Annotated in this window: 21 protein-coding genes and 2 pseudogenes; 8 read left to right on the top strand and 15 right to left on the bottom strand. The window is 59.2% G+C overall.

Features of this window, described 5'->3' with window-relative positions:
- Positions 1-2 precede the first annotated feature (2 nt).
- The 5 genes and pseudogenes from HQ843_RS07865 to HQ843_RS30200 all read right to left on the bottom strand — a co-directional run.
- Positions 3-935 carry an ABC transporter permease gene (locus tag HQ843_RS07865; RefSeq protein WP_180899051.1) on the bottom strand — a complete coding sequence of 311 codons (933 nt, stop codon included), beginning with the start codon at positions 933-935 and terminating at the stop codon, positions 3-5.
- Between the two features lies 1 nt (position 936).
- Entirely contained in the window at positions 937-2,481 is a 1,545-nt protein-coding gene (locus tag HQ843_RS07860) for an ABC transporter substrate-binding protein (protein WP_180899052.1), read from the bottom strand.
- A 24-nt stretch (positions 2,482-2,505) separates the two neighbouring features.
- Positions 2,506-3,246, bottom strand: a complete 741-nt coding sequence (locus HQ843_RS07855; protein ID WP_210275236.1) for a cysteine hydrolase family protein — start codon at positions 3,244-3,246, stop codon at positions 2,506-2,508.
- A 71-nt stretch (positions 3,247-3,317) separates the two neighbouring features.
- Entirely contained in the window at positions 3,318-4,310 is a 993-nt protein-coding gene (locus HQ843_RS07850; RefSeq protein ID WP_246710408.1) for a LacI family DNA-binding transcriptional regulator, read from the bottom strand.
- A 604-nt stretch (positions 4,311-4,914) separates the two neighbouring features.
- A pseudogene (locus HQ843_RS30200) lies at positions 4,915-5,209 on the bottom strand (IS6 family transposase); the annotation flags it as partial.
- A 209-nt stretch (positions 5,210-5,418) separates the two neighbouring features.
- Between HQ843_RS30200 and HQ843_RS07845 the strand changes: the two are divergent.
- The 7 genes from HQ843_RS07845 (at position 5,419) to fahA (ending at position 13,200) form a co-directional block, all read left to right on the top strand.
- Positions 5,419-6,489 (top strand): C4-dicarboxylate TRAP transporter substrate-binding protein, encoded by a 1,071-nt coding sequence (locus tag HQ843_RS07845; protein WP_180899054.1) that lies wholly within the window; start codon positions 5,419-5,421, stop codon positions 6,487-6,489.
- A gap of 9 nt (positions 6,490-6,498) precedes the next feature.
- Positions 6,499-7,071 (top strand): TRAP transporter small permease subunit, encoded by a 573-nt coding sequence (locus tag HQ843_RS07840; RefSeq protein ID WP_180903449.1) that lies wholly within the window; start codon positions 6,499-6,501, stop codon positions 7,069-7,071.
- Positions 7,068-8,387: a TRAP transporter large permease gene (locus HQ843_RS07835; protein WP_180899056.1), complete on the top strand. Its 1,320-nt coding sequence runs from the start codon at positions 7,068-7,070 to the stop codon at positions 8,385-8,387. Before HQ843_RS07840 ends, HQ843_RS07835 begins: the two co-directional genes overlap by 4 nt.
- Positions 8,388-8,396: 9 nt before the next feature.
- Positions 8,397-9,401, top strand: coding sequence for an MBL fold metallo-hydrolase (locus tag HQ843_RS07830; RefSeq protein WP_180899057.1), 1,005 nt, complete (start codon positions 8,397-8,399; stop codon positions 9,399-9,401).
- A gap of 71 nt (positions 9,402-9,472) precedes the next feature.
- Entirely contained in the window at positions 9,473-10,156 is a 684-nt protein-coding gene (locus tag HQ843_RS07825; RefSeq protein ID WP_180899058.1) for a TetR/AcrR family transcriptional regulator, read from the top strand.
- Between the two features lie 40 nt (positions 10,157-10,196).
- A complete protein-coding gene (locus tag HQ843_RS07820) occupies positions 10,197-11,918 on the top strand; it encodes a CocE/NonD family hydrolase (protein WP_180899059.1) in 1,722 nt (573 codons plus the stop codon).
- 10 nt (positions 11,919-11,928) lie between these two features.
- Entirely contained in the window at positions 11,929-13,200 is a 1,272-nt protein-coding gene (gene fahA, locus HQ843_RS07815) for a fumarylacetoacetase (protein WP_180899060.1), read from the top strand.
- Here the strand turns inward: fahA and HQ843_RS07810 are convergent.
- The 5 genes and pseudogenes from HQ843_RS07810 to HQ843_RS07790 all read right to left on the bottom strand — a co-directional run.
- A pseudogene (locus HQ843_RS07810) lies at positions 13,191-13,493 on the bottom strand (IS110 family transposase); the annotation flags it as partial. The gene fahA and the pseudogene HQ843_RS07810 sit on opposite strands and share 10 nt — an antisense overlap.
- A 190-nt stretch (positions 13,494-13,683) precedes the next feature.
- Positions 13,684-14,766 carry an IS630 family transposase gene (locus HQ843_RS07805; protein ID WP_180899062.1) on the bottom strand — a complete coding sequence of 361 codons (1,083 nt, stop codon included), beginning with the start codon at positions 14,764-14,766 and terminating at the stop codon, positions 13,684-13,686.
- Positions 14,767-14,834: 68 nt separating this feature from the next.
- Complete coding sequence (locus HQ843_RS07800; RefSeq protein ID WP_180899063.1) at positions 14,835-16,079, bottom strand: Zn-dependent hydrolase; 1,245 nt, start codon at positions 16,077-16,079, stop codon at positions 14,835-14,837.
- Positions 16,076-16,732, bottom strand: a complete 657-nt coding sequence (locus HQ843_RS07795) for a TenA family protein (RefSeq protein WP_180899064.1) — start codon at positions 16,730-16,732, stop codon at positions 16,076-16,078. Before HQ843_RS07795 ends, HQ843_RS07800 begins: the two co-directional genes overlap by 4 nt.
- 12 nt (positions 16,733-16,744) lie before the next feature.
- Complete coding sequence (locus tag HQ843_RS07790) at positions 16,745-17,590, bottom strand: BtpA/SgcQ family protein (RefSeq protein WP_180899065.1); 846 nt, start codon at positions 17,588-17,590, stop codon at positions 16,745-16,747.
- A gap of 24 nt (positions 17,591-17,614) precedes the next feature.
- On the opposite strand from HQ843_RS07790, the gene HQ843_RS07785 reads away from it, so the two are divergent.
- Positions 17,615-18,514, top strand: coding sequence for a PfkB family carbohydrate kinase (locus HQ843_RS07785; protein WP_180899066.1), 900 nt, complete (start codon positions 17,615-17,617; stop codon positions 18,512-18,514).
- Positions 18,515-18,558: 44 nt separating this feature from the next.
- Here HQ843_RS07785 and HQ843_RS07780 read toward each other — a convergent pair whose 3' ends face one another.
- From HQ843_RS07780 to HQ843_RS07760, 5 genes are read right to left on the bottom strand one after another with little or no spacing between them, the layout of a single operon-like run.
- Positions 18,559-19,329: a glutamine amidotransferase gene (locus tag HQ843_RS07780; protein WP_180899067.1), complete on the bottom strand. Its 771-nt coding sequence runs from the start codon at positions 19,327-19,329 to the stop codon at positions 18,559-18,561.
- 24 nt (positions 19,330-19,353) lie between these two features.
- A complete protein-coding gene (locus tag HQ843_RS07775; RefSeq protein WP_180899068.1) occupies positions 19,354-20,427 on the bottom strand; it encodes a phosphotriesterase family protein in 1,074 nt (357 codons plus the stop codon).
- Positions 20,427-21,434, bottom strand: coding sequence for an ABC transporter permease (locus HQ843_RS07770; RefSeq protein ID WP_180899069.1), 1,008 nt, complete (start codon positions 21,432-21,434; stop codon positions 20,427-20,429). Before HQ843_RS07770 ends, HQ843_RS07775 begins: the two co-directional genes overlap by 1 nt.
- Positions 21,431-22,240 (bottom strand): ATP-binding cassette domain-containing protein, encoded by an 810-nt coding sequence (locus tag HQ843_RS07765; RefSeq protein ID WP_180899070.1) that lies wholly within the window; start codon positions 22,238-22,240, stop codon positions 21,431-21,433. The genes HQ843_RS07770 and HQ843_RS07765 overlap by 4 nt, the downstream gene beginning before the upstream one ends.
- Positions 22,237-23,190 carry an ABC transporter substrate-binding protein gene (locus HQ843_RS07760; protein ID WP_180899071.1) on the bottom strand — a complete coding sequence of 318 codons (954 nt, stop codon included), beginning with the start codon at positions 23,188-23,190 and terminating at the stop codon, positions 22,237-22,239. Before HQ843_RS07760 ends, HQ843_RS07765 begins: the two co-directional genes overlap by 4 nt.
- Between the last annotated feature and the right edge of the window lie 13 nt (positions 23,191-23,203).

Below are 23,203 nucleotides of genomic sequence, written 5' to 3'. Positions count from 1 at the left end.
TCTCAGTTTGCCAGGCGCGGATTGATCTGCCGTTGCAGAACATCCGAAAAGGTGGAGGCGATCACGAAGACCAGCGTGACAAACACGACGATGGCTTGGATCATCGGGTAGTCCCGCTGAAAGATCGCCGTCAGCAGTGCCCTTGATACGCCGGGTATATTGAAGACCATCTCGACAATAACCGCCCAGCCGAACATGTATCCGAACGACATGGCGGCCATGGAGACGAAGGGAGGAAGCGCATTCTTAAGCGCGTAAAGGTAGCTCATCCGCGCCGGCAGGCCGAGCGCCCGGGCGGTGCGCATGTAATCCTGCCCGAGAACATCGATGAAGCTTGCCCGCAGCAGGCGCGACATGGCGCCGATATAGTAGACCGCGATCGCGGTCGCCGGCATGATCAGCGCCGCAAGATGCTCTCCGGCCCCTTCCGGCCAGGGCGGCAGACCGACAGGCGGGAGCCATCCGAGCGATACGCCGAAAACCCGCATCAGGAGAAGGCCGAGCCAGAATCCGGGAACCGAAAGGGCGGCCATGCAGACAATGCGGATGGCATGGTCGGGCCACCGGTTTTCCCAGAAGGCAGATATGGACCCGAGCAGGACCGACCCCGCGACGGAGAGGGCAAAGGCCGAAACAACCAGTTCGAGCGAGACCGGGATCGTCTGCAGCAATCTTTCATTGACCGATTGTCCCGTCATGAAAGAGGTCGCAAACCCTTCTGTCGGCAGATGCGCCAGCCACGACAGATATTGCGCCACGATCGGCTGATCGAGCCCGTATTGCGCTTCATAGGTCGCGATCTGGGCCTGGTTTGCATCGGCGCCCAGGGCCATCAGCGCAGGCGAGACGCCACCGAGGCGCGTCAGCGCGAAAATCGTCGCGCTGACGACCAGCAGGACCATGAGCCCGCTGGCAATTCTGATGAGGAGCCACATATCAGGCGACCAGCTTGACGTCGCGCAGACGCAGGGTGATGCCGGTATTGACCTCGAAGGCGCTTACCCTCGGCCCCCAGAGATTGAAGGCTGACGGCGTACCGATAAAGGCTGCCGGCGCTTCTTCGGCAAGCAATGCCTGCGCTTCGGAAAGGATCGGCCCCAGCGCATCTTCGGCGACCGACTGGCTTTGCGCGATCAGTGCGCTCAGCTTTTCGTTCTGATAGTTCGTGCCGGCGTTGAGCGCCTGTCCTTCCATGAACAGCGCGTTCATGATGAATGTCGGGTCGACCGTGCCGACGACCGCCCACAGCACCGTCTGATGGTTGCCATTGAAGATTTCGCCGAACATCTGGCCGGTTTCAAGCGGCGTCAGCGTGACGGTGATGCCGATTGCGGCCAGCGCCGCCTGGATGTAGAGGGCCGTATCACGCACATCGAGCAGATAGGCGTCGGTCGGATAGATGAGGTCGAAGGCGGGCTGGTCGGCATAGGCTGATGCCGACAGTTCGGCCTTTGCCGCCTCAAGGTCGAAGGCGAGCTTGGCTGCTGCCTCTCCGTCGAAATAGGGCGAGGCCTGCGGCACAAGAACCGAGGTCGGTTCCAGCAGGCCGCCATAGATCTTTTCGGCAACGGCCGCCCTGTCGATGGCGCGGGCGACCGCCCGGCGGAAATGCACATCGTCGAACGGGGCGACGCCGCAATTGTGCATCATCATCATGGCCGCGCCGAGCGCCGGTTTGGCTGCTCCGGAAATATCGCCGCCCTGTGCCGTCAGGCGCAAATAGTCGCGCGCGGACGGGCCGCCGACGACATCCGCCCCGCCGCTCATCAGCGCCGCCACGCGCGCATTGGCCTCGCTGGCGATATCGATGCGCACAATGTCCCAGTCCGGCGCATCGCCCCAGTAGTCGGGGTTACGTTCGAGTTCAATGAAGTTGCCGCTTTCGGCTCTCTTGAAGATCGCGGGGCCTGTTCCGAGTCCCGCTGGCACGTTCTGGAAGGCATCCGCGCCCACGTCCTCACGGCTGCCCGCGGGGAAAATCCCCATATATTTGGTCATTGAATCGAGCAGCGGACGATAAGGCCGCGAGAGATGAAACTTGACCTCGTAGTCGGAGACGATTTCGACCGCGTCGATGACCTCCCAATAGGCGCGCCTGAGCGCCTTGTTTTCCGGATCGAGCATGAAATCGTAGGAATACTTCACATCCGCGGCGGTAAAGGGCTTTCCGTTCTGGAATGTCACGCCCTCGCGAAGCCGGAAAGTGTAGGTCTTGCGGTCGTCGGAAATGTCGGGAAGCGCGACGGCGAGCTGGGGAACCAGCTTTCCGTCGACGTCGACCTCCAGGAGATTCTCATAAATGAGCTGGGAGACCGCCATCGCATCGTGATTGCTCTGGTTGAGCGGATCAAGGGTCGACGGGGTGGAGGGGATGGTCGCTGTCAGGACGCGCTGGCCCTGTGCGTTGACCCGCATTGAGAAACCAGCGGCCATGAGCGCCGCCGTGCCGGCCATGAAGCCGCGTCTTGAAACTGATGTCATTGCTGTTCCCTGATTTTATCTGGATTATCGGTTGATCATTGCGACCGCCTCATCGGCGGACAGGATGTCGGCCCGCGTTGAAAACGGGACGGAAACGAGCGCGTCATGAACCGCGCGGTCTGGATCGAAACACCCGTCCTCGACAAGCAGAATGCGGAAATCGAGATCACTGGCCTCGCTCAGCGTCGACACAACGACGCCGGACGTCGCGATGCCTGCCATGATCAGGGTGTCGATGCCGCGATCGGCAAGCATGGCCTGAAGCGCGGTCCCGTGAAACCCGCTGACGCGATGCGCGGTGATGACAATATCGCCGGATCTCAAAAGCGTCGGCGCAATGCTATCCGCGGTAAACAGGCCGAAACTCTTGATCATCTGGCCGTTTTTGTTGAGCGGCGCGATCTCGCGATAGTCCGCGCTGAACCCGACCTTCACGAAGAAAACCGGAATGCCTGCCGCTCTGGCAGCCTCCGCCAGCCGGTCCATCCGCCTGACATAGGCGTCAATGCCGGCATCCTCGAACAGCGCCAGAATGTCGGTCTGGTAGTGCAACAGCACGAGTGCTGTTTTTTCGGGAGTAAGGGCCATTGCGTCCACCTTCTGACTGCCGGGCTCATTCGCGTTGGTTTCGCCTGCTTTCACAGGAGCGGCGGCGAACACGCCCGCGGCAGCGACAGCGAACTGGCGTCTGGTGAGAAGTCCGCCATGCCGTCTGCCTGCCTGTGCGTCAGCGCGCATTGACAATGATGCAACGTCATCAGGCATGCCGTCTCTCCAGAACAAATGAAACGTTTCATCAAATATGAAACGTTTCATTTGTTCTGTCCAGTGCTTTTTTAGACCGAGTTGCGCGCAATGAATTCCGGTGCCACGAGCGGGATCTCCAACGCGATTCCCGACTTCTTCTCGATGTTCGAGATAAGCTGTTTGGCCGCAAGGCGTCCGACCACTTCGGGATGGATACGCACAGCGGAAATGGGCGGGTTGCTGATCTCGAGGAAAGGGTCGTCGCCGATCGAGACAATCGCGATATCATCCGGGCAGGACAGGTTGCGTTTTTGCAATGCGCCCATGATTGCAGGGATATCGTGCACATTGGCGATGATCGCGTCATAGGACGGTTTGGCGCCCAGCTTTTCATCAAGAACCACCGGATCGAAGCGTCCGGTATGCATGATATCGAAACCGGCATCGCGACCGAGCGCCTCACGCAAGCCGGCAACCTGTTCGCGCCCGGTCCAGGTGTGTTCATGCCCCGCGACAAGCAGAATGCTGCTGTTCCTGCCGCGCTGTTTGAGGTGGCGTGCGGCAAGACAGGTGCCCTGCCGATGGTCGCTGCGCACAGACGGGAAAGCGCCCGCCGCGTCGCGCTCCCAAAGCACGATGGGAACGTTCATCTGCTTGAGGTCGTCGATCAGCTCGGCATTCTCGTCGGAACTGATGGTCAGCAGCAGGCCGTCGACATTGCGTTCACGCATGAAGCGCAGCAGCAGCGCCTCGCTTCCAACATCGTTCAGGAAATCGCCGATGATGGGCGCATAGCCATGTGCCCTGGCGACATCGCTTGCCGCCGCGACCATTTTGGAGGCCATCGGTTGCCTGATATCGGTCACGACGATGCCGAGCGCCTTGGTCCGGTTGGTCCGCAATGTCCTTGCATTGGCGTTCGGACGGTAACCGAGTTCGTCGATGACGGCGTTCACATGATTGCGCAATTCGCTCGACACCGTGGCGTTGCCATTGATGATACGAGAGACCGTTCCGACAGAGACCTTGGCCCGAATGGCCACATCCTTGATCGTCGCCGGCTTGCTTGCGCCCTTCTCCACCAAGAATCGATGCTCCCGTTCCGCGTTGACCATGCAAGCTTATGCTGAATTCACCGGCTTTTGAAAAGTATCCGCGTGAAATCGAGCTTGCCTGACGCCAGCTGTTTCAGACGATGGTTACGAGGATGCCTGAAGACTTTTGCCGTCCGGTCGAAACAGTGTCCAAGTCCAGTTTTGGTCTTGATGGGATACGAACCGGCGACCCCGCCGTTATGATCGATCCGCGTACAAATTCCAATAACCGGACATGAGCTGAGCCCCGGTGGGATGACAAAAATGGGGCGCGGTTGCGGTCGACCTGCTGTTCCGGCGATCTCGCGAGAAGCAGGCCTGCGAGGGACCCGTGCAACAGCCCGAGATCGGATAGAAACCGGCTTGGGCCGGATTTGCTTGAACCAGCGTCAGATAGAATGCGAACCGCCGTCGCACATAGCAGAAGCGGCATGCCCTGCTTTCTCTCGGTCCAGCATCGCCCTGCTTCCGTGGACCGTACAGTTGAGAAAACCATCTCGCGAAACCAGCGCTGTTGCGGGTCAGCGTCCAATTTTGGATGCCACATCGCAGACACCGTGATCCCGGGCACTTGGACCGGCAGCGGAACTTCGTTCTGATCAACAGCGCGCCACACCGACTGTTTGCGATCGCGGATCGTCGTCATAACGTCGTCCAAATGCCATACGTCGATGGGACTCGGCGCTTTCCGCCGCCTGCGGCCGGCATCGTCTGACCCGAACGTCTTTGCCCGGCAATGGATCGTCTCGCAGGAAACGACGATGCCGCGCTAAAGCAGCATCTCTTCGACCAGACGCAAGTTCAGCGGAAATACAGCCAGACTGCAGTGGCTACCACCGACGAGCGAAACGATGGCGCTTGTAGCTGACTGGGCTGAGGCTCCTCACAGCAGGGGAGCCGCAAATCCCTTCACCGGCAGTTAACCTGACATCACCCGCCAATACAGTTCGTCGCTCATGATCCAATCCGTCAATCTATCGCGCCGGCAAATAAAGCGCTTGATTCAAGCACGCATTTGAATTACGCATTTGAATTGTGCCTATCCATCCAGGGAGGGGTGGAGAAACGCGGTGACTTTGAAAACGGGAGGAGAACCATGAAACATCGAATTTACCTTGCTGCAGCAGTGTCCCTTCAAGCGTTGACGCTGGGCGCATTACCGCTCCATGCGGAAACCTTTTCAGCAACGATTGCTTCTGGCCATCCACCCGTGACAGGCGGTGTCCAGGCGATTTCTGAATATTTCATTCCTGAGGTGAACCGCCGACTCGAGGCGGCTGGCGGCAAGGACAAAATCAATTGGAACGAGGCCTATGGCGGGTCGCTGGCAGACCCGTTTGGTGTGCTCGAAGCGGTTGAAAGCGGCATCGCAGACTTCGGCTATGTGCCTCAGGTTTTCGAGGCCGACAAACTGCCGCTTGAACAAATCACCTATGTCGCGCCCTTTGGAACGAGCGACCTTGGAACACTGATGGCTATCATGAACGAACTGCATGCAGCCGTTCCGGAAATGGATGCCGCGTGGCGCGCAAACAACCAGATGCCGCTCGCCTTCGTCGGCGTTGACACCTATCAGTTGGTCACGAATTTCGAAGTGACCGGCGTATCATCCTTGAAGGGTCGCAAACTTGGCGCTGCAGGCCTGAGCGCCAATTGGCTGCGCGGAACCGGCGCGGTTGCAGTTTCAGCCTCGTTGCCCGATCACTATAACAACATCAAGACCGGCCTGACCGACGGGGTCATCACCTTCGAATCCAGTATCTCGCCCTACAAATTCTACGAGGTGGCGCCTTACGTTACCAAGGTCAATTTTGGCGCCATGTCATCGTCCTCATTGACCGTCAATCTCGACACCTGGGCGCGGTTTCCAAAAGAAGTGCAGGATATCATCAAGAGTGTAGCTCAAGATTATGAGCAAAAGGCTCTGGAGATCTATGCCACGCGGGCTGACCGCAGTTTGGCGACGGCGAAGGAGAAGGGCGCGAAGATTGTCGATTTTTCGGAATCGAACCGCGAGGAATTTGTCGATTCCCTGCCGAACATAGCGCAGGAATGGGCCTCTGATCAGGATGCGCGGGGCCAACCGGGTTCCACGACGCTGCAGGAATATCTTCGCATTGCCAACGAGAAGGGCGTCACCTGGCCTCGTGACTGGTCCCAGAAATAGAGCTGGAAAATGCGCGAGAACACGTCCTTTTCCTCCTCCGTTGCCCGTTCGGCAAGCCTCAGGCTTGTCGAGCGGGCGGTGACGGGGCTGTCGCGTCTCACCTCGGCGATCGGGAGCTTGATGATCGTGATCAGCATGTTCCTAATCGTTACCGACGTCTTCATGCGGTATGTCTTCAACAACCCGATCGAGGGTGTCGCTGAGATCGTATCTGCATCCATCGTGACGATTGTCTTTCTGCAGCTCCCCAACACGATCCGACACAAGCGGATGATCAACTCCGATGTCTGGCTTGACCGGCTGCAGCAATCGAAACCCCGTTTTTCAATGTTTGTCGAGGCCATCTATTTCTTGGCCGGCGCATTCATGATCGCTGTTCTGGTTCATTCGATCCTGCCCAAGGTCGTGCGTGCCTACACCGATAATTTCACGATAGGAACGCCCGGTATCTTCGTGTGGCCTCTCTGGCCTTTTGAATTCGGCGTTGTCGTCGGAGCGGGGTTGGCGGTTCTGGTTTACCTCCTCATGGCCGTTCAGCACTTTTTCCGGGCCGCCGCAATGAAGGGAGAGCAGGCATCATGACACCCTTGATGATTGGTTTGCTGTCTATCGTCGCAATTCTGGTGCTGGTGCAGTCGGGACTGCATATCGGCATAGCACTCGCTGCCGTGTCGTTTTTTGGCGTGGCGCTCATCCGCGACAACTTCGATATCGCTGGCACGTTTCTGGCGCTCGCCGCACTGGACAGTATCGCGAAATTTTCCTTCGGGGTCATTCCGCTTTTTGTCCTGATGGGTCTGTTGGTTTCCATCTCCGGCATCGGGCGCGATATTTTCGACGTGGCCGGGCAACTGTTCCGACGCGTGACAGGTGGGCTCGGCGTGGCAACGGTTTTCGCCAATGCCATTTTCGCTGCCGTCAACGGAACCAGCATCGCGTCAGCCTCCGTCTTCACCCGGATTGCTGTTCCTGAACTTCTCCGCCATGGCTATTCAGCAAAATTCTCCGTGGGCGTTGTGGCGGGATCGTCCGTCCTTGGAATGCTGATACCCCCCAGCCTGCTCCTCATTCTCTACGGTATTATCGCCGAAGTCTCCATCGGGTCCTTGTTCACCGCCGGAATTCTGCCCGGAATCACCCTTGCGATCCTTTTCATTGCGACGATATTTGTGATCGGTTTCATCAACCCGGCTGACCTCGGCAACAGCGGCGAGCGTACTGCGAAATCCGACGTCGCCCTTATGTCGGCTGGCCAGATGCTGTGGCTGTCTTTTCCCATCGTTCTGCTTATCGTCATCGTGCTGGGCGGAATATACGGCGGCGTCTTCACACCCACCGAGGCTGGCGCCATGGGTGCCTTTGCTTCCTTGCTTGTTGCTATTGCCCGCAGAAAACTGACTCTTCGCGGCTTCTGGGACCTTCTGCTTGAAACTGGAACTGTGACGGCGGCGATCTCGTTTGTCATCATCGCGGCCCACATTTACGCGAGGCTCCTGTCCTTGAGCGGCCTGCCTTCCGAATTGAGCGCAATCATAAGCACCCGCGATCTTGGCTTCGTCACGGTGATGATTGCCTATCTTGTCCTGGTGATCTTGCTCGGCACCATTTTGGACTCGGCATCCATCATGCTCATTCTGCTGCCGTTGGTCGTACCGGTCATGATCAATATGGAGGTGGATCTTGTGTGGTTCGGCATCGTGACCATCGTTGCGGTCGAGATCGGCCTACTCACACCCCCACTCGGGCTGGCGTGTTTTGTCATCAAAAGCAACCTGCAGGATCATGACATTCCCATTTCGACAATCTTCCGTGGCGCCCTGCCTTTTGTCGCGGCCATGTTTGTCGCTTTGCTCATCGTTATATTCGTGCCGGAACTGTCTCTCGCTCTCATCAATTAAGGAAACTCAATGACTGCGTCTAATCATCCGTTCCGGAAGGGCATAGCTGACCTGGGCAGGGGGACGTATGCCTATGTGCAGCCAGACGGTTCGTGGGGCTACTCCAATGCCGGATTGATCATTGCTGGGGATCAAAGCGTGCTTGTCGACACACTCTTCACTCTCGGTTTAACGAAAGAGATGCTGGACGCTTTCAAGGACATAAGTCCTTCAGCACAATCCATCGACGTTTTGGTAAACACCCATGCCAATGGAGACCATACCTTCGGAAACCAGCTCGTGGACGGGGCGCGCATGATTGCGTCGAAGGCCTGCGTGGAGGAAATACTGGAGCGGCCGCCGGAAGTCTTTCGTGCTTCTCTCGAAGACTGGAAATCAAACGGCGAAGCCGGCGCATTCCTGCATGAGGTCATGGGTTCAAAATTCGATTTCACTGGAGTCGAGGTGCGCCCCCCAAAGGAAACGTTCTCAGACTTCCTGGAATTCGACATCGGCGATACTCGAATTGAGCTTCATGAATTCGGACCGGCCCACACCCGTGGCGACATTGTCGTGCATGTCCCCTCGGCGAGAACCGTTTTCACTGGAGATCTCGTTTTTAACCAGGTTCACCCGATCCTCTGGGCCGGGCCATTCTCCAATTGGCTGCGGGCCTGTGATACGATTCTTGGCTGGGATGTCGAGACGGTCGTACCAGGTCATGGCTCGGTGTCCACGCTTTCGGCGGTTAAGGAAATGCGTAACTATCTCTGCTTTGTCATGGAAGAGTCGCGTCAACGTTTTGATGCAGGTCTGAGCTATGCCGAGGCTGCCTGGGATATAGCGCTTGGCGCGTACGATTCTTGGCTTGATCGGGAACGGATTGTTGCCAACGTTGCCCAGGCTTATCGGGAAATGAGCGCCGGGGCCGTCAATCCAGCGCGCAATGAAATTCTCGCGCTGATGGGGCGGCATTATCACGGTCACCGATCACCCTGTGGCGACGATGGCTGCGCTTGCCACGCAACCAAATAGCTCCGTCCTCAGGTAGTAGCTGGATAAAACTCTCTCTTAAAAACGACCTCAGCGAAGAAAGTGCAGTCTTCATGTCCCGACAAGCGCAGCAGATAAATAGCAAAGACGATGCAGGTCAGGAAAGCGCGGTGCCATCGAAACAGCGCATACTGGATGCAGCATCGCTTGCATTTGCAAAGGATGGGATTGACGGCGTGTCGCTGCGCCAAATCACGACTGCCGCTGGAACCAACTCAGCTTCGGTCAATTACCACTTCAAATCGAAAGCGGATCTGGTCCATGAAGTGCTTGACGACCTCGCCCGCAGAGTCAACGAGCGTCGCATTGCAGCCCTGGAGGCTTTATTCAAGGAGCGTGACAGCGGCGGCGCTCCGGATATCGGCGATCTCATCGACATATTCCTGAGCCCTTATCTTGAGCCGGATCGACCCCACGAGGGTGTTCTTCTGACCAAATTATTGCACGCCCATAGGGCGGCGCCCAGTTCGATCACCACCGAGATCGTAAAAAAGCGTTTCGACCCGCTGGCGACCCGCTTTGTCGATGCGCTGAAGACCCTTTATCCCGAGCTGGATCGTAGCGTTCTGGTCTGGAGATATTTCTTCATGGTCGGCGGCGTTCTTCTTGGCGTTTCCGAGGTCGTGACGTCTTCTCGTCTGAATTCTGTCTCGGAGGGCGCGATTGAGGTTGCAAGAATGGAAGATCTCCGCGTGCAGCTCGTCAGCTTCCTGACCGGTGGCTTTGCCGAGAAGTGAAATCGGCCGCTGCATACTCGAGTATCGTTGGAGGAAAGTAATGATAATTGAGCGCGATGTTGAAATTCGCATGGATGATGGTGTTTGCCTGCGCGCCGATGTTTTTCGTCCTGACGATGCGGCGAAAGTACCCGTCATCATGACCGCCGGTCCCTATGGAAAGGGCGTTGCGTACCAGGACCATTACAAAGCGAGTTGGGACTGGATGACCAACCGCCATCCCAGCCTTCTGAAGGGCTCGCAGCACAATTATGTGACTTGGGAAACGGTTGATCCAGAAATCTGGGTGCGGTGGGGATATGCCGTTGTCCGCGTTGACAGCCGGGGCTCGGGCAGATCGCCCGGTTATCTCGACATAGTCTCGCCACGAGAAACGAAGGATTTTTATGAGGCGATCGAATGGGCCGGCGTGCAGGAATGGTCGAACGGCAAGGTCGGGCTCAATGGAATTTCCTACTATGCCATTACGCAGTGGAATGTGGCTTCGCTTCAACCGCCGCATCTGGCGGCCATCATCCCGTGGGAAGGCGCTTCGGATTTCTATCGGGACTTTGCGCGCCATGGAGGAATTCTATCCAACAAGTTCTTCCAGACCTGGTATCCGCGTCAGATATTGGCAGTCCAGCATGGCAACCCCCAAGGCCCAATGGACCCTTGGCTGAATGAACGTTCCACAGGTCCGGCAGAATACTCAGGGACTGAGCTAGAAAACAACAGAAGCAATACGCTTGCAAACCTGCGCGCGCGCGAGATGGATGACACCTGGTACCGCGAACGTTCTGCAGATTGGGAGAATATCACCGTTCCATTTCTGAGTGCGGCGAACTGGGCAGGCTGCGGCTTGCACCCACGCGGCAATTTCACCGCCTTCAAGGAAGCCGCATCGACGCGAAAATGGCTTGAAGTACACCCCGGACGCCACGAGGAGTGGTTTCTTCTCGACTACGGTATGGACCTCCAGAAACGCTTCCTGGACTATCATCTCAAGGGTATTGAGAACGGCTGGAACGACGAACCTCCCGTTTGGCTCCACATAAGGCGGCCTTTCCAGGAGGAAGCCGAGCTGCGTAAAGAAACCGCGTGGCCGCTCGAACGGACACGGTGGGTCCCTTTCTATCTATCGGCGAATGATGGCGGCCTGGATACGGCACAGCCCCGAGAAAACGCGGCCACGGCTTTCGTTGCCGGAACCGGAAACGTTCGGTTCCTGTCCGCGCCCGTAAAGGAAGAGACGGAGATCACCGGACCATTGGCTCTAACACTCTTCATATCCTCTTCGGCCGAAGACGCTGATCTGTTCGTGACATTGCAAGCCTTTTCTCCCGAGATGAAGGAGGTGACCTATGTGGGGTCTGTAGATCCCGCCGCCCCGCTTTCGCAGGGCTGGTTGAGGGCCTCACACCGCAAGCTGTGTCCGCAACGTTCGACACCTTGGCAACCTTGGCATACGCACGACGAGAAGCAGTCTTTGACGCCAGGGGCGATAGTCGAGGTTGTTGTTGAGATATGGCCCACATGCATCGTGCTTCCGGAGGGGTATCGGATCGCCGTCGATATTCGAGGGCGTGATTTCCAACGCGACGATGCTGAAACGATATACAAGGGCTCAGGTCCCTGGCTGCACGATGATACTTCAGATCGTCCGGCTTGGCTTGCGGAGGCGAAAATATCAATTCACACCGGATACGATCATCCCTCCCGGCTTATTGTTCCCGTGATCTCGGCAGCGGGGAACAATGCCAATGATCCACAGCCCGCCTGAGCCCCATCGAATGACAAAGTTGATCGTAAGCTGGCTTCCTGAAGCCAACAGAAAAGGTTGCCTTTTCCCCCTGAACAATCTGCCATACGGCGTGTTTTCCGCTCGCGGCAATCCGCCACGCTGCGGGATTGCGCTCGGATCAGATATCGTTGATGCGGCAGTCCTGGCAGAGGCTGGACTCCTTGAAATTGATCCCTTGACCTTTCAACAGCCTCACTGGAACGCCTTCATGGCGCTCGGTCCGAAGGTCTGGCTCGACGTTCGCTCGCGGTTGATCGCGCTCTTTCGGGAAGACGGAGAGGCCGCACTTCGCGAACAGGAGCAGTTATGTCGCAAGGCGTTGGTTTCGATGTCAGATGCTGAACTGCACAAGCCCTTCAGCGTGACGGAGTTTACGGATTTCTTCTCAAGCTGGCACCACGCCTTCAACGCGGGAAGTCTGTTCCGTAGCCCCGAAGATGCTGTGCCTCCGAATTGGAAACATATGCCGATCGGCTACAACGGGCGCGCCTCGTCCGTTGTCGGTTCAGGCACGAAGATACGCCGACCTTGGGGACAGCTAAAACACCCGGATCAGATTGAACCCGTTTTCGAGCCCTCCCGAAAATTCGATTTCGAGCTGGAGCTCGGGGCCATTGTGGGTACGAGTACCAACGGACCGGTGACCGCTGAGGACGCGGACGACGTAATCTTCGGCTACATCCTCGTGAATGACTGGTCTGCCAGAGACATCCAAACTTGGGAAAGCCGGCCGCTCGGACCGTTTCAGGCCAAGGCGACGGCAACGACCGTAGGCAATTGGATCGTGTCTAAGTTCGCGCTCGAACCCTCACGAACAGGTGGCGGTAGCGAGAACGATGACTTACTTCCCTATCTGCAGGTGCACCGCCCCAACCTCTATGACATCGATTTCGAGGTGACTCTGATGCCTGAGGACGGGAAAGAAACGACGATCACCCGCAGCAATCACCGGCATATGTATTTTTCCGCTGCACAGCAAATCGCACACCACACGACCAGCGGATGCCCGATGCGCGTTGGAGACCTGATTGGCTCCGGGACAATATCCGGACCGACCGACGAGAGCCTCGGTTGCCTTCTCGAGCTCTCGCAAAACGGAAACCGCCCTTTGAAACTTCAGAACGGCGCGGTCCGCCGGTTCTTGGACGACGGTGATTCGATCCGTATCACAGGCATCGCACAACAACAGGAGGTCAGCATCGGGTTTGGCGATTGCAATGGACAGCTTCTATCGGCCCTGCATGATCCTTACACGGCCTGAGCGTCCGCGGATTTTGCATGAACCGGGCGAAACCAGCCCATGCGCAGCAATTGCGCGATCCCACGGGCATCCTTATCAAAACCTGCGGCTACCAGACCTTCGCGCAGCCATTGAGACAATGGCCCCGCCTCGAGACCAATCCTGACGATCGGAAGCTCAAACTCGGCAAGATACCGCGACAACGCTGCCGGTTCACTCGCCACTTTCGTTTCGCGTACTATCTTGCCCGACGCATCCACCACGCAAATACTGCTCTGTTCCAGCGACACATCGATTCCTGCATAATAGTCCATGGCTGTTCCTCGCTTGATGCCTGGGGCCGAAACCATCGGACCCCGTTTCAACATCATCACTCTGGGGGACAGCCACCTTCATGGCCACCAGAGGAGCGCAGGCCCATACGGCATCTAGAAGGACCGGAGAAAACTGGCTGCACCCGCAAGGTACGAAGCCGAGCGGAGCCCGTGACGGGACATACAGGTGCTAGTGGTTTGATTCCAACGTTTGGAACCCTCGGTTTCGTGCGGTGATGATGTCCTCGGGATCGGCTTTCCAGACAAATGGCTTGGGACAGTCAGCATTGTATTCGCGCACGAAACGGTTGATTGCGGCCTGCAGATCGACGACGGAATGGAAGACCCCGTATTTGAGCCTTCGCCGTGTGAGTTTGGCGAAGAAGCCCTCGACGGCGTTGAGCCAGGAGCAGGATGTCGGGGTGAAGTGGAAGGTCCAGCGCGGATGGCGGGCGAGCCAGGCGCGGACCTTGTCCTTTTTGTGTACGGCGTAATTGTCGAGGATGACGTGGATGGCCTTGTCTTGCGGCACCTCGCGCTCGATGCGGTTGAGGAAGCGGATGAACTCCTGATGGCGGTGGCGCTGCATGTTCTGGCCGATGACCGTGCCATCCAGCACGTTGAGCGCGGCAAACAGAGTGGTGGTGCCGTGGCGCTTGTAATCGTGGGTCATGGTGCCGGCACGGCCCTTCTTCATCGGCAGTCCGGGCTGGGTTCTGTCGAGAGCCTGTATCTGTGATTTCTCGTCAACCGACAGCACCACGGCATGGGCCGGCGGGTCGACATAAAGACCAACGATGTCGGTGAGCTTTTCGGCGAAGGCTGGATCGTTGGAGAGTTTGAACTGCCTCCAGCGATGCGGGCTGAGACCGTGAGCCTTCCAGATCGCCTGAACCGTCGAGGCCGCGATGCCGGCGACCCTGGCCATGGCGCGCAGCGTCCAGTGTGTTGCCTCGTGCGGCGGCGGTTCCTGCGTCAAGCGGACGATCTCGGCAACACGCTCCGGCGGGACCGGCGCCTTGCCGGGTGGCCGGGACCGGTCATGAAGCAGGCCGTCGACGCCCTCATGCATGAACCGCTCCTGCCAGCGCCACACACAGGTTTTCGACTTGCCGGTCTCGGCCATGATCGCCGAGGTGCCCAGACCATCGTCGCTCAGAAGGATGATACGTGCCCGCCAGACGTGCTTCTGTGGGCTGTTCGGGGCCGCGACGATGGCGCTCAATCGCTGCCGGTCGTCGGGAGATACCGTAAAGGAAATGTTGCTGCGCATGCCGCAGACTCGCACATCTCAAAGCGGTTGGGAATCAACCAACGGACTCCTTTGATCCGATCAATCCACTAGCGAAGCAATTCGAGCACCGACGCCAGAAACATGCGGGCGCCCGCCACACTGTCTTCCGGATTGACGTATTCCGCTTCGTTGTGGCTCAGGCCGTCCCGGCACGGAACGAAGATCATTGCAGATGGCGCATGGCCGGCAAGAAACAACGCGTCGTGAAAGGCGCCCGAGATCATCGATCTAGTCCTGAATGCGGCCTTTTGCGCGGCGATCTGCAATGCCGAGATCAGATCGTCCGCAAAGGTGACGGGCGCCATATCAACGGTCTTGCGGATTGCAACCGACACAGCTTCCGCTTCGGCGGCCTCCGCCAGGCGTGCGCGGATGCTTTCTTCAAGCCGGTCGAGAACATCGGCTTGCGGGTGGCGAAGATCGATCGTGCAGGACGCCGTGGCCGGAATGGCATTAACGCTGCCGGGCGTCACGGCAATCCGGCCGACCGTGAAGCGGGCCTCTGCGTTTTCAGACATCACGGTGGCATAAAGCGCTGCAAGCGCTGCCGTGAGCGCCTTCAGCGGATCGCGCCGGTATTCCAGCGCCGTGGTGCCGGCATGCGCCGTCTGCCCTTCGAACTCCACCTCCAGCCAACGCGTCCCCTGCACGCCGGTGACAATGCCGACGGGAATGCCTTCGCGCTCGAGCGACGGGCCCTGCTCGATATGCAGCTCGAGATAGGCGATGACCGGAAATCCGAGCTTGCGGTGACCGAGGTCAGGCGCCAGCGCAGCGACGGTCGCAAGGCGCTCGTCATTGAAAAGAGCGCCGTCATCGACCGCGCGCAGCCCTTCCCATTCGGCTGGGATATTGCCCTCGACAAAGGCGCGCGCTCCCATGCAGCCGGGCGCGAACCGACAGCCTTCCTCGTTCGTCCAAGCGACCACCTCGACCGGCCTCGGCGGCACAAAACCGGCATCCGCGAGACTTTCCAGAACTTCGAATGCCGTCAGCGTGCCGAGCGCGCCATCGAAACGACCGCCTGCGGGCTGGCTGTCGAGATGCGAGCCGATCAGCAAGGGCGGCAGGCTGCCATCGCTGCCCTCCATGCGGATAAACAGGTTGGCCATATCGTCCTGAAAGACGGAAAAGCCGCGCGCTTTGGAAAGCGCCGTCAGAAGCGCACGGGCTTTACGATCCCCACGTGTCAGGGCCTGCCTGTTGACCCCGCCGCCCGGCGTGGCGCCGATCGCGGCGAAAGCGTCCAGGCGCGCCAGAAGGCGGTCTCCATTGATTTGAGGAGGTGTCATGCCGTCGGCTCCTGTTCATAGGCTGCGGTATGAAAGTCGATCTCAAGCCGCATCGCCTTGCCGAAGACGGCGCTCAGATGCGCCCTTTGGCCTTCACCTAGCGTCTTGCCAGCCTCATCAAGGCGACCCTTCAGCCAGGTTGCCTGAGCGGCAAAGGTTTCATCGGTGTGAAGTCCGACCCATTCGGCCAGAAGCGGATCGGAAATCGGGTGCTGCGCGGCGTCCTTTGACCACGTCCAGTACATCCATTCGGCAGCAAACATCGCCGCAACCGTGTCGATGAAACCGCCATCGCGCGCGATCCCAAGCATGCCGTCGCGAAAACGAGAAACGGCCGGAACGTCGACGTCGAAGCCCCCCACATCGATCCCGCGCGCGACAAATGTCCGCTCGAAATAGGCGATCTGCTGGTTGGCGAGCGCGTCGAGCACGCCGATCAGCCAGCGCCGGTCGGCCATGGTCTCGGCCTTGGCCGTCGCATAGGCAAAGATCGAGATCGCCGTTTCGACAAAGGCGCCCTCGAACACAAGATAGCGTTCGAATGCTTTGTTCGGCAGCGTATCGGCCTTTATGTCCTCGACAAAACGGTGCGTGACCATTTCATCGAACACGGATCTGTTTTCGCGCAGAATGAAGTCGGAGAGCTTTTCCATCCTGGCAGGCCCTCAATCGCGGCCGAGGGCCGGGCGCGCGGCGTCCATGAACGCCTTCACCCGTTCAGGATCAACCGGGTTCCACCACACGCCACCCTCCTTCAGCGAGGAGGCGACGATAACGCCATTGGTACGGGCGAGGATTTCGCCGATATTGTCCTTGTTGACCCCCGAGCCGACCATCAGCGGCAGGTCGGTCGCCGAGCGGACCTCGTCGATCTCCTCGATGGTTGCCGCATTGCCGGTGCGCTGCCCCGTGGCGATCACCACATCGGCATCGAAGAAGGCCAGATCGCGGGTCTGTTCGGGGATGGTGCGATCGGCGGTGATCGCATGGGCGCCGTGCTTGACGTGGCTGTCGGCGAAGACCTTGATGTGTTCGGCACGCAGCAGCGAACGGTAGCGTAGCGCCTCGCCGGCCCGGCCTTCCATGAAGCCCTCATTGGCGACATAGGCATTGGCCCACTGGTTGACGCGGATGAAGCTGGCGCCGCCGGCGAGCGCAATCGCAAGCGCCGGGATCGGGGCGTTCGCGAGCACATTGATGCCGAGCGGAACGCCGGTTGCCGTCTTGATCCGATCGGTCACCACCGACATGAAGGCCGCCGTTTCATGGCCGATGTCCTCCGGCTTGGAGAACGGGATATCGCCATGATTTTCAATCACCAGACCGTCGAGGCCGCCGCCGATCAACGCATCCGCATCCCGCATGCAGGCATCATAGATGCTATCGACCGATGCGCCTCTGTAACGCGGCGCGCCGGGGAAGGACGGGCAATGGATCATGCCGAGCAATGCCTTGTCAGCCTGAAATATTTCCCGTATGGCGCTTGAAGTTCCACTTGCTATTTTCTGCATAAAACTCTCCAGGAAGCATAAAAAATGCGTGCGTTTGTGATTGGCAATGCCGCTATTGACGAAACCATTTCAGTCGACGGGCTACCAGAGCCCGGCGTCTCGATCCTGGGCCGGATCGCCAGCCGCGACCTTGGCGGCAAGGGCACGAACCAGGCCGTTGTGATGGCGCGCGGCGGCCTTGAAACGACACTCGTTTCGGCCACCGGCGACGACTTCCGTGCCGACACGATCCGAAACCAGCTTGCCGAAGAACCGCTTGATGCAAGGCTTTCGCGCCTTTCCGGCATCTCCACCGATTTCTCGATGGTGCTGAACACGCCCGACGGCGAAAATTCCATCGTCACCACCACCGAAGCCGCCGAAGCACTGCCGCTTGACGTCGCCATGAAGGTACTCGGCGAAGCGAAGCCCGGCGACTTCCTTGTCATGCAGGGCAATCTCAGCGCTGAAAACACCGAAACGCTGCTGAAGACCGGTCGCGAGCGCGGCATGGTGACCGCCTTCAACCCGTCGCCTCTTCGCCCGTATTTCGAGCGCCTCTGGCCTTTCATCGACATCGTCTTTCTCAACGAGAGCGAAAGTCTGAGCCTTGCGGGCGCCACCGGGCAGAAGGCCGCCGAAACCCTGCATGGCTTCGGCATTCGCCAGGTCGTGCTGACCGCCGGCACCAAAGGCGCCATGCTGAGCACGGCCGGCGGTGCGTTCGTCCACGTTCCCGCCGTCAAGGCGAAAGCCATCGACACCACCGGCGCCGGCGACACTTTCATGGGCGCCGCACTGGCGTCCGCTGCCCTGCGTGGCGGCATGCTCGACGAGCGCGCCATTTCCCACGCAAGTGCTGCCTCCGCGCTGACCGTGGCCCGACGCGGAACGCGCCGCGCCTTTCCCAGTCGGGACGAACTTGCCGTGATTTTCGCCGGTTAAGGGGGTAGCCGGCGCGTTGGGAATGCAAGTCCGTCCCGGTCTCGTCATTCCTTTTCGGCCAGCCAGCCGAGAATGTTCTTCCAAAGCCTGCCATACCCTTCCCATTCGCAGAACGCCGGCGAAAGCCAGTGCGGGCCGATATCCGAGGTCCAGACTGCACTTCTGCCCTTGCCGGCCTTGCCCGTCACCAGCAGCGGATGCCCGCCCTGTTCTTCCGGCAGACGGGCAACCACGTCGATATCGTCACGCGCGCGCAACTCGACCTCGTTGACGCCGAGCATGACCGGCCAATCACCGGAAATGCCCGCAAGCGTCGGGTGATCGGCGAGCAGGATGTCGGGCGTCGTGCCTTCCGGTATTTCCACGCGATCATCCCACGGCAGGCAGGTCACCGGCAGCACATCCTCGACGGCGGTGCGCCGCCAGCGTGCCTTGCCGTCTATGCCCTGGAACGAGAAATAGCCGCCGCACATCAAAAGGCCGCCGCCCTTTTCGACCCAGGCCTTGATCAGCTTCAGGCGGTTGGGAACAGTCTTCGACTGCTGCCATACGGCAGGCGGCAGAAGCAGCGTGTTGGCGCCGATGTCGGAGAGGATGATCACGTCATATGCGTCGAGCCCTTCCATTTCGAAGGGAAAGCCGTCCGCGGCCTCATGGGCGGTCATGTAGGTCAGTTCAAATTCACTGCCCTTCAGCGCGTCGACCAGCGGCTTTGCGCCAAGGTGGAAGTGGACGCTGCCGAACTGGTCGAAACCCTTGTAATGCGTTTCGGAGGTGACCCAGCTTTCACCGACCAGGAGTGCTTTCTTTGTCATTTCAGTCCCGTTTCTGTTCGAATTTTATTGCGCGGCGCTGTCGAAGACGGTGCGTGGATTGTCTGTCATGAAGCGCCGGAGCGTCTTCTGATCAAGCCCGTGGCGGGCAAGGCGCGGCAGGAAATGGCGCAGCACGAAGGCATAGCCGTTGCCGCCATAATGCGTCAGCATCATCTTCAGGAAGACGTCATGGGACAGCAGAATGCGGTCGCCATGGCCGGCCTCGACCAGTTGGACGATAGCCCGGGCGCATTCCTCGTCGCTCGGGCACTGCACCTGCTGATCCGCATAGAAGAAATCCATGCCGATCATGTCGTATTCGATGAAGGCGCCGCGTGAGGCAAGTTCACTTTGATAGGTGAAGTCATCATGCGACGGGTTCATGTGGCAGAGCACGGTGTGTTTCAGGTCCGCGCCCTCGCCCGCTACCGTGTCGAGCACCTCATGGCCCAGACGGAACCAGCCCGGCAGATGCACCATCAACGGCAGGCCGGTGCGTGCCTGCGCCTGGGCTGCGCCACGCAATGACTTGCGCTCTGCATCGGTAAAATCGCCGGAAACGCCGATCTCGCCGATGAGGCCGATCTTCACGCCCGTGCCGTCAATGCCGGCAGTAGCCTCGGCAACGATCTCGTCGGCAATATCCTTTTCCGACATCGAGGCGAGCTTTTCGGGATGGGAATCCTGAAGGTAGTATCCCGCACCGATGACGATGTTGAGACCGGTCGCCGCCGAAATGCGCTGCATGGCTTCGGGATTGCGTCCGATGCCCTGGCAGGTCGGCTCGACCAGCGTGCGTCCGCCGGCGTCGACGAACGGCTTCAGTTCGGAAATTGCCAGCCTCTCGTCATCAAGCGTGATGTTGTGCTTGTTGACGAAAGGATCCTGACGCAACTCGCTCAGGATCTCCATGCAGACGAAACTGCCTGCGAGATACTGCCGCTCCGGTGTGTTGGGCGGGTTCCACCAGCATGTGCAGTCGTTCAGCACATGCTCGTGCATCAGCGTCACACCGATATCGGCGGCGCTGACCGGCCCATTGACGGTCATGACCTTGCCGGAGCCCGTATGGGCTTCGGAAAGTTCGGCTACAGACATTATTTGCCTCCCCTGCCCCGGCGGAAGCTGAAATTCGCGCCGAATATCCGGGTGTTGAGCCAGATCGCCAGAAGAATGATCGCGCCGGTGACGATCTGCGTGAAGAACGGCGAGATGTGCATCAGGATCAGGCCATTTCCGATGACGGCAATGGTCATGGTGCCGAGCACGGTACCGAGAATCGTGCCGCGGCCGCCCATCAGCGATGTCCCGCCGAGAACCACGGCGGCGATCGCCTGCAGCTCGAAGCCGACGGCGGCGTTGGATGAGCCGGAACCGAGACGCGCCGCCATCAGCAGGCCGGCAAGGCCGCAGGCGAGGCCCGAAAGCACATAGACCGACATCAGCACGAATTTGGCGGGCATGCCGACGCGGCGGGCGGCCTCCAGATTGGAACCGATGGCAACGACCTGGCGGCCATAACGCGTCTTCGAGATGACGATATAACCGATGATGGCGACGATGACCGCGATGATGGCCGGGAAAGGCACACCGAACACCTCCCCACGGCCCAGAAACAGAAAGCCGGGCACGTCACGGATCGGGATCGAATATCCCTTGGTGAGATAGAGGGCGAGGCCGCGAAAGATCGAAAGGCCGGCGAGCGTGACGATGAACGCCGGGATGCCCTGATAGGAGACGAACCAACCCTGAAACAGTCCGATGAAGGCCCCAAGCGCCAGCATGGCGACGATGGCGAGCGGCCAGGGCATGCCCGCCGCGATAATCATCGCGACCACCGCATTGATGACCGCGATGATCGAGCCGACGGACAGGTCGATGCCGCCGGTGATGATCACGAAGGTCATGGCAATGGCGACGATCAGGATGGGCGCGGCCTGCCGGATGACATTGAGCAGGTTGCCCGCCGTCAGGAACGTGTCGGTACTGACGGAAAAGAAGAGGAAGCAGACCGCAAAGAAGAAGGCGATGGAGAGCACCTGGGCGTTTTCACCGAGAAAGTCGATGATCGGCGAGCCCTTGGCGCGTTCGGTATATGCGCTCAATGTTTTTGTCCCCCGACAATGAGTTGGACGAGGTCTTCAAGGCTGGTGTCGCCGATCATGCGTTCGGCCACCTTGGTGCCTTCATACATGACGGCAATACGGTCGCAGACACGGAACAGATCCTGCAGACGGTGCGTGATCAGGACAACGGAAACACCCTTGGCCTTGACCCGGTTGATCAGGTTCAGCACGGCTTCCACCTCCGCCACGGCAAGCGCCGACGTCGGTTCGTCCATGATCAGCACTTTCGGCTGGAAGGATGCAGCGCGCGCAATCGCGATGGCCTGACGCTGTCCGCCCGAGAGTTTTTCAACCTTTGCGGAAAGACGCGGAATGCGGATTTCGAGCGCCTCGAGCATGCGCTCGGCCTCGACCGTCATTTTCTTGCGGTCAAGAAACAGGCCGCTGGAGATTTCGCGGCCGAGAAACAGATTGCCCACCACATCGATATGGTCACACAGGCTCAGATCCTGGAACACCATTTCGATGTTGCGGTTGCGGGCATCGGCCGGTCCGGTCAGCTCGACGGCGTCCCCGTCAACCCTGATCGTGCCGCCGTCCGGAATGTATGTGCCGGAAATGATTTTGGTGAGGGTCGATTTCCCTGCGGCATTGTCGCCGACGAGGCCGAGGCACTCGCCGGGATAAAGGTCGAGGTCGACCCCGCGCAGCGCCTGATGGGAGCCGAAGGTCTTCGTTATGCCGCGAAGGGAAATGGCCGATTCTTTCGAGGGCCTGTCCGGCGAGCGGAGGGGGGCATCCCCTCCGCCGCCAGCAGCACCCATTTGCTGGATATCAGACATCATTTAAAGATAGCGCGGTAAGGTTCGACATTGGTCTTGTCGACGATCGTGACAGGCACCGAGATCGAAGCCTCGACGCTCTCGCCGCCGGACAGATCGTTGAGCGCCTCGACGGCGGCGGCACCCATCAGCGCCGGGTCCTGCTGAATGACGGCCACGACGAAACCGTCATCGATGGCATTGATTGCCTGAGCCGTCAGGTCCCAGCCGAAAATCTTGATGTCGTCCTGCTTGCCTTGGCTTTCGACAGCGGCAATCGCACCCATCAGCGCCGGCTCGCCGGTGGCGTAAATAGCGGTCAGGTCGGGGTTGGCGGTAATCAGGTTTTCTGCCGCTGCAAGCGCTGTATCCTGAACATTCTGGCCGTCCACGACGCCGGCGAACTCGATGCCGTCAACGCCTTCGATTGCGCCCTGAAAGCCATCCTGACGAACGTTCTGAATGTAGGAGTTCAAGGCGCCGACGACGCCGACCTTGGCCTTGCCGCCCATATCCGCTTTGACATAATCGAGGAAATAGGCGCCGATGTCTGCGCCAGCCTTGGCGTTGTCAACGCCGATCTGGGCTTTCTGTGGGCCTTCCGGCAGGATGGCATCGATGGCGACGACCGGAATGCCGGCCTTGTCGGCCTGCTCGACGGCGGGCATGATGCCGTTGACGTCGATGGCAACAACAGCAAGGCCGTCAACGCCTTCCTGGATATAGGTTTCAACGGCGTTGTTCTGCATCGCCGGGTCGTTGTTGGCATTGTATATCTGCAGTTCAACGCCGAGTTCTTTTGCCTTTTCTTCTGCACCACGATTGATGTCGTTGAAGAACAGCGCCTGCTGGTTGATCTGCACAAGCGCGAACGTCTTGTCCGCGGCGACTGCACCGGTCGAAAGGGCGCCTGCCATCACGCCGGCGGCAAGCGCTGTCGAAAGGAGTGTCCTGCGGGAAAATCTGGAAGTCATGCGTTCATCCTCT

The organism is Martelella sp. NC20, assembly GCF_013459645.1.
In the GTDB taxonomy this organism is placed as follows: Bacteria; Pseudomonadota; Alphaproteobacteria; order Rhizobiales; family Rhizobiaceae; genus Martelella.
Note: the sequence above shows the minus strand (reverse complement) of the source record. Positions and strands in the feature narration are given on the sequence as shown.

Bases quoted from the DNA above. Each gene is read 5' to 3' on its own strand.
- HQ843_RS07780 (WP_180899067.1), bottom strand. From the start codon at position 19,329: ATGACAAAGAAAGCACTCCTGGTCGGTGAAAGCTGGGTCACCTCCGAA.
- HQ843_RS07775 (WP_180899068.1), bottom strand. From the start codon at position 20,427: ATGTCTGTAGCCGAACTTTCCGAAGCCCATACGGGCTCCGGCAAGGTC.
- HQ843_RS07835 (WP_180899056.1), top strand. From the start codon at position 7,068: ATGACACCCTTGATGATTGGTTTGCTGTCTATCGTCGCAATTCTGGTG.
- fahA (WP_180899060.1), top strand. From the start codon at position 11,929: ATGACAAAGTTGATCGTAAGCTGGCTTCCTGAAGCCAACAGAAAAGGT.
- HQ843_RS07795 (WP_180899064.1), bottom strand. From the start codon at position 16,732: ATGGAAAAGCTCTCCGACTTCATTCTGCGCGAAAACAGATCCGTGTTC.
- HQ843_RS07830 (WP_180899057.1), top strand. From the start codon at position 8,397: ATGACTGCGTCTAATCATCCGTTCCGGAAGGGCATAGCTGACCTGGGC.
- HQ843_RS07785 (WP_180899066.1), top strand. From the start codon at position 17,615: ATGCGTGCGTTTGTGATTGGCAATGCCGCTATTGACGAAACCATTTCA.
- HQ843_RS07820 (WP_180899059.1), top strand. From the start codon at position 10,197: ATGATAATTGAGCGCGATGTTGAAATTCGCATGGATGATGGTGTTTGC.
- HQ843_RS07825 (WP_180899058.1), top strand. From the start codon at position 9,473: ATGTCCCGACAAGCGCAGCAGATAAATAGCAAAGACGATGCAGGTCAG.
- HQ843_RS07800 (WP_180899063.1), bottom strand. From the start codon at position 16,079: ATGACACCTCCTCAAATCAATGGAGACCGCCTTCTGGCGCGCCTGGAC.
- HQ843_RS07855 (WP_210275236.1), bottom strand. From the start codon at position 3,246: ATGCCTGATGACGTTGCATCATTGTCAATGCGCGCTGACGCACAGGCA.
- HQ843_RS07845 (WP_180899054.1), top strand. From the start codon at position 5,419: ATGAAACATCGAATTTACCTTGCTGCAGCAGTGTCCCTTCAAGCGTTG.
- HQ843_RS07790 (WP_180899065.1), bottom strand. From the start codon at position 17,590: ATGCAGAAAATAGCAAGTGGAACTTCAAGCGCCATACGGGAAATATTT.
- HQ843_RS07840 (WP_180903449.1), top strand. From the start codon at position 6,499: ATGCGCGAGAACACGTCCTTTTCCTCCTCCGTTGCCCGTTCGGCAAGC.
- HQ843_RS07865 (WP_180899051.1), bottom strand. From the start codon at position 935: ATGTGGCTCCTCATCAGAATTGCCAGCGGGCTCATGGTCCTGCTGGTC.
- HQ843_RS07860 (WP_180899052.1), bottom strand. From the start codon at position 2,481: ATGACATCAGTTTCAAGACGCGGCTTCATGGCCGGCACGGCGGCGCTC.
- HQ843_RS07805 (WP_180899062.1), bottom strand. From the start codon at position 14,766: ATGCGCAGCAACATTTCCTTTACGGTATCTCCCGACGACCGGCAGCGA.
- HQ843_RS07760 (WP_180899071.1), bottom strand. From the start codon at position 23,190: ATGACTTCCAGATTTTCCCGCAGGACACTCCTTTCGACAGCGCTTGCC.
- HQ843_RS07765 (WP_180899070.1), bottom strand. From the start codon at position 22,240: ATGATGTCTGATATCCAGCAAATGGGTGCTGCTGGCGGCGGAGGGGAT.